This window comes from Dickeya dadantii NCPPB 898 (assembly GCF_000406145.1).
Taxonomy (GTDB): Bacteria; Pseudomonadota; Gammaproteobacteria; order Enterobacterales; family Enterobacteriaceae; genus Dickeya; species Dickeya dadantii.
In genome coordinates this window covers 4,512,067-4,519,444 of sequence record NZ_CM001976.1, presented here as the reverse complement: position 1 = coordinate 4,519,444, position 7,378 = coordinate 4,512,067, and the positions used below count along the sequence as shown (strand labels likewise).

The following is a 7,378-nucleotide window of genomic DNA, read 5'->3' as shown; positions in this document are numbered from 1 at the left end:
GATGAGTCTTCCCTGGGCCCTTGAGGCCCCTGAAGGGACGTTTAAGACGAAGACGTTGATAGGCTGGGTGTGTAAGCGTAGCGATACGTTGAGCTAACCAGTACTAATGACCCGAGAGGCTTAACCTTACAACACCGAAGGTGTTTTGGTGAGAGAGACGACGGTATTTGGCTTGTTCGGGGATTGGTTCCTGTGGTTGCACGGATGGTGTGACGGCGGGGATGAAAAGAATTTGCCTGGCGGCGACAGCGCGGTGGTCCCACCTGACCCCATGCCGAACTCAGAAGTGAAACGCCGTAGCGCCGATGGTAGTGTGGGGTCTCCCCATGCGAGAGTAGGGAACTGCCAGGCATCAAATTAGGGTGTAATAAGACACCGGTTATCGGATTGACTCCTCTGATAACGTACAGAATCGGTGGTGCGGTAGTTCAGTCGGTTAGAATACCGGCCTGTCACGCCGGGGGTCGCGGGTTCGAGTCCCGTCCGCACCGCCACCCTATTTAGGGGCGTAGTTCAATTGGTAGAGCACCGGTCTCCAAAACCGGGTGTTGGGAGTTCGAGCCTCTCCGCCCCTGCCAAACCAAAAAAAAACCCTTACACGATAGCGTGAAGGGTTTTTTTTCGTCTGTTAGCTTTCATTTCATTTTTTCCCCTTTTTACAAGCAAGCTGATCATGGGTTTTTGCGCCTATTTGTGCGACGAGAAAATGTATCTGGCAGAGGGGTCTACACAGTCATATAGAACCATTGCCATCCTTCATAATGGTGCATGTCTTAATACGATCTGAAGTGTGTAGCAGCTCTTCACTGACAGGTATATTTGCGAAGAATAAAGGCTGGCGAATGCGATCTATCGATCTTCCGAAAGCCCATTGGACTTTCAGGCAAGATCGCATAGTGCATCAATAGTGGTTTAAGAAGCTATGTTCAGTGGGGTTTTTAGTAACTGTTTAATCAGTTCCTGTTGATCGCTGTTTCCAAGCCAGACAGCATAGCAGGGGCGAACCACGATATTAGCCTCAGGAATCGGGTGTAACTCAGGATAGTGCAGTGACCAGTCGCTGGGTAGGAATGCACATCCACCAATGGTTGACATCAATTGCCGCGTCAAGTGTGCGGAAGACGTGGTGAGTGACGGTACTTGATCACCGGGTAGCCAGTGGTTTTCATACTGATGAAAATCCGCCCCCCATTCCAGCCTGATATAGGGGCGTTCCTCTGCTGATGTATTATCGGTAGTGAACAGAGATAAAGAAAAATTGCCCAATAACTGACAGGAAAGCTCGTCCATCTTCGGTGATTCGGTAGTAATCAGTAAATCTAACTGACGTTCATGGAGTTGCTTAATCAACGTTTGTCGCTGTGCGATTCTTGCCTCCAACTGCAGCAGTGGGCGTTGTTGATAGAGTTCATTCAACCAGGGCGTCAGGAACGCTTCCCAGAGCGAAGCCGTGGCGCCAATGGAAAGCTGGCTGTGCTGTTGAGAGCGAGCGACCTCTTTCTTGGCTATTTGCCAGGTGCCGATCAGGCTTTCTGCATAGGGCAGTAGACGTTCGCCGGCGGGTGTCAGGCGAATATTGTTACGGTGCCGGGTGAACAAATTGGCACCCAGTTGATTTTCAAGCTGCCTGATACGAAAGCTCACCGCTGACTGCGTTAGATACAATGATTCAGCTGCCCGGCCGAAGTGTCTTGTCCGGCTGACTTCCAGAAAGGTTTTTAGTAAGTCGGTATCCATGCTTTCCTCCAAAAATTTTTATCGTCATGATTTAAATGTTTTGTTTTACAGGAAGTCAAGCCTATCTAATACTCCGCGCCATAAACGGCACGACCATATGAGAATTAGGAGCGTGTAAGATGGCGGAAAGCTTCTCAACAACCAGTCGTTTTTTTGATAACAAATTCTATCCACGTGGCTTTTCCCGGCATGGTGACTTTACGATTAAAGAGGCCCAACTGCTGGAACGTCATGGACAGGCATTTAACGAACTTGATTCGGGCAAACGTCATCCGGTGACAGAGGAAGAAACCCAGTTTGTTGCTGTATGCCGCGGTGAGCGCGCAGCACAGACCGAATTGGAAAAAATCTGGGCGAAGTACGTCAGCCGTATTCGTCGTCCTAAACGTTTCCATACGCTGTCTGGCGGCAAGCCGCAAATGGACACCGTGGAAGAGTACACGGAAAGCGATGATTAATCTTAATGGGGCCTCGGCCCCATTTTCATTTCCGCTGTTGATTAACTGATGCAGGATTGGGTTCGTGCCAGACTCTTGTGCAGCTGAATTAGCAGGCGATCCATACAACGATAGCTGAGCGCTTCCGACAAATGAGTACGATGAATCTGATCTTCTCCTCCCAGGTCGGCGATTGTACGCGAGACTTTCAGTATCCGGTGCCAGGCTCTGACCGACAGCCCTAATTTGCTCATCACCTCTTCCAGATATGCCGCGTCCTCGCCCTTCAACCGGCAGTGACAGGCGATATCATCCGATTTCATTTGCGCGTTGATTCTGCCGATACGGGCTAACTGCCGTTTTCTGGCTTCAAATACCCGTTCCCGTACTGTGGCGCTGTCCTCGCCAATGCGTGTTTGCTGGCGAAGGATACCGGGAGGTAGCAATGGCACCTCAATGGATAAATCAAAACGATCCAGAAAGGGGCCGGAGAGCCGGTTGAGGTAGCGTAGGATTTGCTGTGCCGGCATACGGTTGTGGATACCCTGATAGTGACCCGATGGACTTGGATTCATTGCGGCCACCAACTGAAAACGCGCGGGATAACAGACCTTGGCGCGAGTACGGGAAATCACGATTTCTCCTGATTCCAGCGGCTCCCGCAGTGAGTCCAGTACCCGGCGTTCAAATTCCGGCAATTCATCCAGAAACAGCACACCATTATGCGCCAGCGAGATTTCGCCAGGTTTGGGCAGTGCACCGCCGCCGACCAGCGCAGTAATGGATGCGGTGTGGTGAGGCGAACGGAATGGCCGGTTACGCCATTGCGACAGGCTGGGCTGAATATCTATCAGGCTGTTGATGGCGGCACTTTCCAGCGCTTCCTCGTCATCAAGCGGCGGCAACAAACCGGGCAGACGGCTGGCCAGCATGGTTTTGCCGGTGCCAGGCGGACCCAGCAATAGCAGGTTGTGTCCTCCTGCTGCCGCAATTTCCAGCGCGCGTTTAGCTTGCTCCTGGCCGATGATGTCCTTCAGGTCTGCTGTCGGCGTATGAGCTGGTGTTTCAGGTGTAATATCGTTGCCGCGCAGCAGTGGCGTTTCACCCTGCAGAAAAGCACAAACCTGCAGCAGATGATTAGCCAGTAACGTATCGCCGTGGGGGACCAGAGTGATTTCCATTTTGTTGTCTTCCGGCAGAATCAGCCCCCGACCTGCCTTGTGCGCTTCCATTGCCGCCGGAATAGCGCCATGAACGCCTCTCAGGCTGCCTGACAACCCGAGTTCGCCCAGAAACTCATACTGAGCCAGTTTCTCGCCGGCAATCTGTTCTGAGGCCGCCAGAATGGCCAGAGCGATGGGGAGGTCATATCGTCCTCCTTCTTTCGGCAGGTCCGCCGGCGCCAGGTTGACGGTAATCCGCTTGGCGGGAAAGGTGAAGCCGCAGTTGATCAGGGCGCTGCGCACCCGATCTCGCGCTTCTTTGACCGTGGTTTCCGGTAAACCAACCAGCGTCAGTGCAGGTAAGCCATTACTGATATGCACTTCAATTGAAACTTCCGGCGCCTGCATACCGATAGTGGCCCGCGTGTAGGTCACAGCCAGTGTCATTGCTCGTTCCTCCCTGTGAGGAGGGCATCATGCCGGTCCGGCCGTTTTGTGACATCGTGGTTATGACCATTTTGCGAAGCGTTGCCATAAAACAATCTGCTCTTTCAGGCGGGATTCATAAAATTGTGTGCATGCTTCCTGTCGTTGTTAATAAAAAGTTACAAGGTGGCCGTGTTCGCAACAGATTCATACCGATCACAGCATTGCCTGATGGTCGCGATAGGCGTATTTAACAAATATTTAAAATATCATCTGCGATTTTCACATCGCCTCACCGACTGCGGCGCCGTTTGCCGTTCAGCCTGTTAATGACGTGAAGCTGTCTCACTATCAGGATAAAAATTATGCTTGGTTGGACTTCCCTGCAACGTAATGCAGCGATTGCCAGCTTTTTAAGCTGGGCGCTGGATGCATTTGATTTCTTCATTCTGGTTTTTCTGCTTAGCGAACTCGCCCATGCATTTTCCGTCAGCATGGAACAGGTGACGCTGGCTATTCTGCTGACGCTGGCCGTTCGCCCCATCGGCGCGCTGCTGTTGGGGCGGCTGGCGGAGAAGTTTGGCCGCAAGCCGATTTTGATGTTGAACATCGTGCTGTTCTCGGTGTTTGAGCTGTTATCCGCCGCAGCGCCGAATATTATGGTGTTCCTGCTGTTGAGAGTGTTGTATGGCGTGGCGATGGGGGGAATCTGGGGTGTTGCGTCCTCACTGGCGATGGAAACCATTCCAGACCGCTCCCGTGGGTTGATGTCAGGTATTTTTCAGGCCGGATATCCGTTTGGTTATTTGCTGGCTGCGGTAGTTTACGGATTGTTGTTTGATCAGATCGGCTGGCGCGGCATGTTTATCATCGGCGCGGTGCCTATTTTGCTGTTGCCGTTTATTTATTTTTGTGTGGAGGAGTCGCCGGTATGGCTGGCCGCCCGGGTACGCAAGGAAAGCACTGCGCTATTGCCGGTGTTAAAGACGCACTGGAAACTCTGTCTTTATCTGGTGGTACTGATGGCGTCGTTCAATTTCTTCAGCCACGGCACGCAGGACCTGTATCCGGCATTTCTAAAAATCCAGCACGGTTTTGATGCGAAAACCGTCAGTATAATCGCCATTAGCTATAATATTGCCTCGATCATCGGCGGTATCTTTTTCGGTACGCTGTCAGAACGCATTGGCCGGAAGAAAGCCATTATCGCGGCCGCGTTGTTGGCCTTGCCGGTGATCCCACTGTGGGCATTCTCGCACGGCCCCTGGGCGCTGGGGTTGGGCGCGTTTTTGATGCAGTTCATGGTACAGGGCGCCTGGGGCGTGATTCCGACCTTCCTGAATGAACTGGTACCGAGCAACACGCGAGCGGTGCTCCCCGGTTTTGTCTACCAGCTCGGCAACCTGATCGCATCGGTTAATGCCACGTTGCAGGCGAGCATTGCCGAAGCCCACAACCATAACTATGCGCTGGCTATGGCGATGGTAGCGGGTGTGGTGGCGATCATGATTGCCGTGCTGGCGGCGTTTTCCGAGCGAAAGTGGGTGATAAAAAACACAATGTCGCACGCGGCCGGTTAATGCATGAATAATAAGCCGTTTTGTGATGCTTATCGGTTTGTTGACCCAATAGCCGCGGAAAAAAAAGTTGTCACCGCAGGGCTTACTGTGATAACTCTGTAGGTATTCGTTCGACAGTAGATTAATGAACAACCTGAAATGAAAGCCTTCAACCTGGTGATTAGCCTAGTCGTGATTAGCGTGGTGGTGATTATTATCCCACCGTGCGGGGCAGCACTTGGACGAAGAATGGCTTAGAAATCAAGGCCGAATTCAAGAAAACCCCCGCACCGAAAGGTCGGGGGTTTTTTTATGGGCCGGCAATCGCAACAAGGGAGCAGACAATGTCGATTAGCATAAAATCCTGTTTTCCCCAGATAGAGTCGGGGAAATAACTATGAATGGTGCGCAGTGGGTGGTACAAGCGTTGCGGGCGCAGGGAGTGGAAACCGTATTCGGTTATCCTGGTGGCGCGATTATGCCGGTCTATGATGCGTTGTACGACGGCGGCGTGGAACACCTGCTCTGTCGCCATGAGCAGGGGGCGGCGATGGCCGCCATTGGTTATGCCCGTTCTACCGGCAACGTCGGGGTTTGCATTGCGACGTCCGGCCCCGGCGCGACCAATCTGATCACCGGTCTGGCGGATGCGTTGCTGGATTCGGTACCCATTGTGGCGATTACCGGCCAGGTCGGCTCTGCCCTGATCGGAACCGATGCCTTTCAGGAGATCGACGTACTCGGCTTGTCGCTGGCCTGCACCAAACACAGTTTTCTGGTCGACTCCATCGCGTCGTTGCCGGAGATCATGGCCGAAGCCTTCGCCGTGGCCCGCAGCGGGCGTCCCGGCCCGGTACTGATTGATATTCCCAAGGATATTCAACTGGCGGAAGGGGATTTCTCTCCGTGTTTCATGCCGGTGGATGACGTGATGCCGTTCTCGGCCCAGCAGGTCGCAGAAGCGCGGGCGATGCTGGCGCGGGCGAAAAAACCGGTGCTGTATGTGGGGGGCGGCGTAGGAATGGCGCAGGCGGTTCCGGCGTTGCGCTCGTTTATCGAAACGGCTCAAATTCCCGCCGTGGCGACCCTGAAAGGGTTGGGCGCGGTCGAGAAGGACTACCCGTACTATCTCGGTATGATCGGTATGCACGGCACCCGCGCCGCCAACCTGCTGGTGCAGGAGTGCGACTTGCTGATTGCCGTCGGCGCGCGTTTTGATGACCGCGTGACCGGCAAACTGAGCGCGTTTGCGCCGCATGCCGGTGTGATCCACATGGATATCGACCCGGCGGAGCTGAATAAACTGCGGCAGGCGCATGTGGCGCTGCGCGGTGATCTGAATCAACTGCTGCCGGCGCTGCAACAACCGCTGGACATCGCTGACTGGCGTCAGCTGGCGGCGATGATGAAGGCCGAATACGAGTGGCGTTATGACCATCCGGGCAAGGCCATTTATGCGCCGGCGCTGCTCCGCACTCTGGCGGACCGTATGCCGGCCGAGACGGTGATCACCACCGACGTCGGGCAGCACCAGATGTGGGCCGCCCAGCATATGCACTTCACCCGTCCGGAAAATTTCATCACCTCAAGCGGGCTTGGCACCATGGGATTTGGCGTGCCGGCGGCGGTCGGCGCACAGGTGGCGCGCCCTGACGATACCGTAATTTGTATTTCCGGTGACGGCTCTTTCATGATGAATGTGCAGGAGCTCGGCACCATCAAACGAAAACGTCTGCCGCTGAAAATCGTGTTGCTGGATAATCAGCGACTGGGCATGGTTCGACAATGGCAGCAACTGTTTTTCGACGAACGCTACAGTGAAACCAACCTCTCCGATAACCCCGATTTCCTGATGCTGGCCAGCGCTTTCGGCATTCCCGGCCAGCAAATCACCCATAAAGACCAGATTGATTCCGCCCTGGATGCGCTGCTGAATAGCGAAGGTCCGTACCTGCTGCATGTTTCCATCGATGAGAATGAGAATGTCTGGCCGCTGGTGCCGCCGGGTGCCGGTAATGAAACAATGCTGGATAAAACAGAATAATGGCAGGAGATT

At 53.8% G+C, this 7,378-nt stretch carries 6 protein-coding genes, 2 tRNA genes and 1 rRNA gene; 7 read left to right on the top strand and 2 right to left on the bottom strand.

Features of this window, described 5'->3' with window-relative positions; all coding sequences use genetic code 11:
- Positions 1-235 precede the first annotated feature (235 nt).
- The 3 genes from rrf (at position 236) to DDA898_RS20275 (ending at position 578) form a co-directional block, all read left to right on the top strand.
- Positions 236-351: ribosomal RNA gene (rrf, locus tag DDA898_RS20285) — 5S ribosomal RNA — on the top strand.
- Between the two features lie 66 nt (positions 352-417).
- Positions 418-494: transfer RNA gene (locus tag DDA898_RS20280), tRNA-Asp, on the top strand.
- 8 nt (positions 495-502) lie between these two features.
- Positions 503-578 (top strand) — tRNA-Trp (locus tag DDA898_RS20275).
- A gap of 334 nt (positions 579-912) precedes the next feature.
- On the opposite strand, the gene hdfR is transcribed toward DDA898_RS20275, so the two are convergent.
- Positions 913-1,737: an HTH-type transcriptional regulator HdfR gene (gene hdfR / locus DDA898_RS20270; protein ID WP_038912187.1), complete on the bottom strand. Its 825-nt coding sequence runs from the start codon at positions 1,735-1,737 to the stop codon at positions 913-915.
- A gap of 119 nt (positions 1,738-1,856) precedes the next feature.
- Here hdfR and DDA898_RS20265 point away from each other — a divergent pair, with 119 nt between their 5' ends.
- Complete coding sequence (locus DDA898_RS20265; protein ID WP_013319880.1) at positions 1,857-2,195, top strand: MaoP family protein; 339 nt, start codon at positions 1,857-1,859, stop codon at positions 2,193-2,195.
- A gap of 41 nt (positions 2,196-2,236) precedes the next feature.
- On the opposite strand, the gene DDA898_RS20260 is transcribed toward DDA898_RS20265, so the two are convergent.
- The gene (locus DDA898_RS20260; protein ID WP_038912186.1) at positions 2,237-3,784 is read right to left on the bottom strand and encodes a YifB family Mg chelatase-like AAA ATPase; all 1,548 of its coding nucleotides are present in this window, start codon (positions 3,782-3,784) and stop codon (positions 2,237-2,239) included.
- Between the two features lie 344 nt (positions 3,785-4,128).
- Between DDA898_RS20260 and DDA898_RS20255 the strand changes: the two genes are divergently transcribed.
- The 3 genes from DDA898_RS20255 (at position 4,129) to ilvG (ending at position 7,366) form a co-directional block, all read left to right on the top strand.
- Entirely contained in the window at positions 4,129-5,343 is a 1,215-nt protein-coding gene (locus tag DDA898_RS20255; RefSeq protein WP_013319878.1) for an MFS transporter, read from the top strand.
- Positions 5,344-5,481: 138 nt separating this feature from the next.
- The gene (gene ilvL, locus DDA898_RS22605; RefSeq protein ID WP_071526243.1) at positions 5,482-5,580 is read left to right on the top strand and encodes an ilv operon leader peptide; all 99 of its coding nucleotides are present in this window, start codon (positions 5,482-5,484) and stop codon (positions 5,578-5,580) included.
- A 139-nt stretch (positions 5,581-5,719) separates the two neighbouring features.
- Positions 5,720-7,366 carry an acetolactate synthase 2 catalytic subunit gene (ilvG, locus tag DDA898_RS20250; protein WP_038912184.1) on the top strand — a complete coding sequence of 549 codons (1,647 nt, stop codon included), beginning with the start codon at positions 5,720-5,722 and terminating at the stop codon, positions 7,364-7,366.
- Positions 7,367-7,378: the final 12 nt, after the last annotated feature.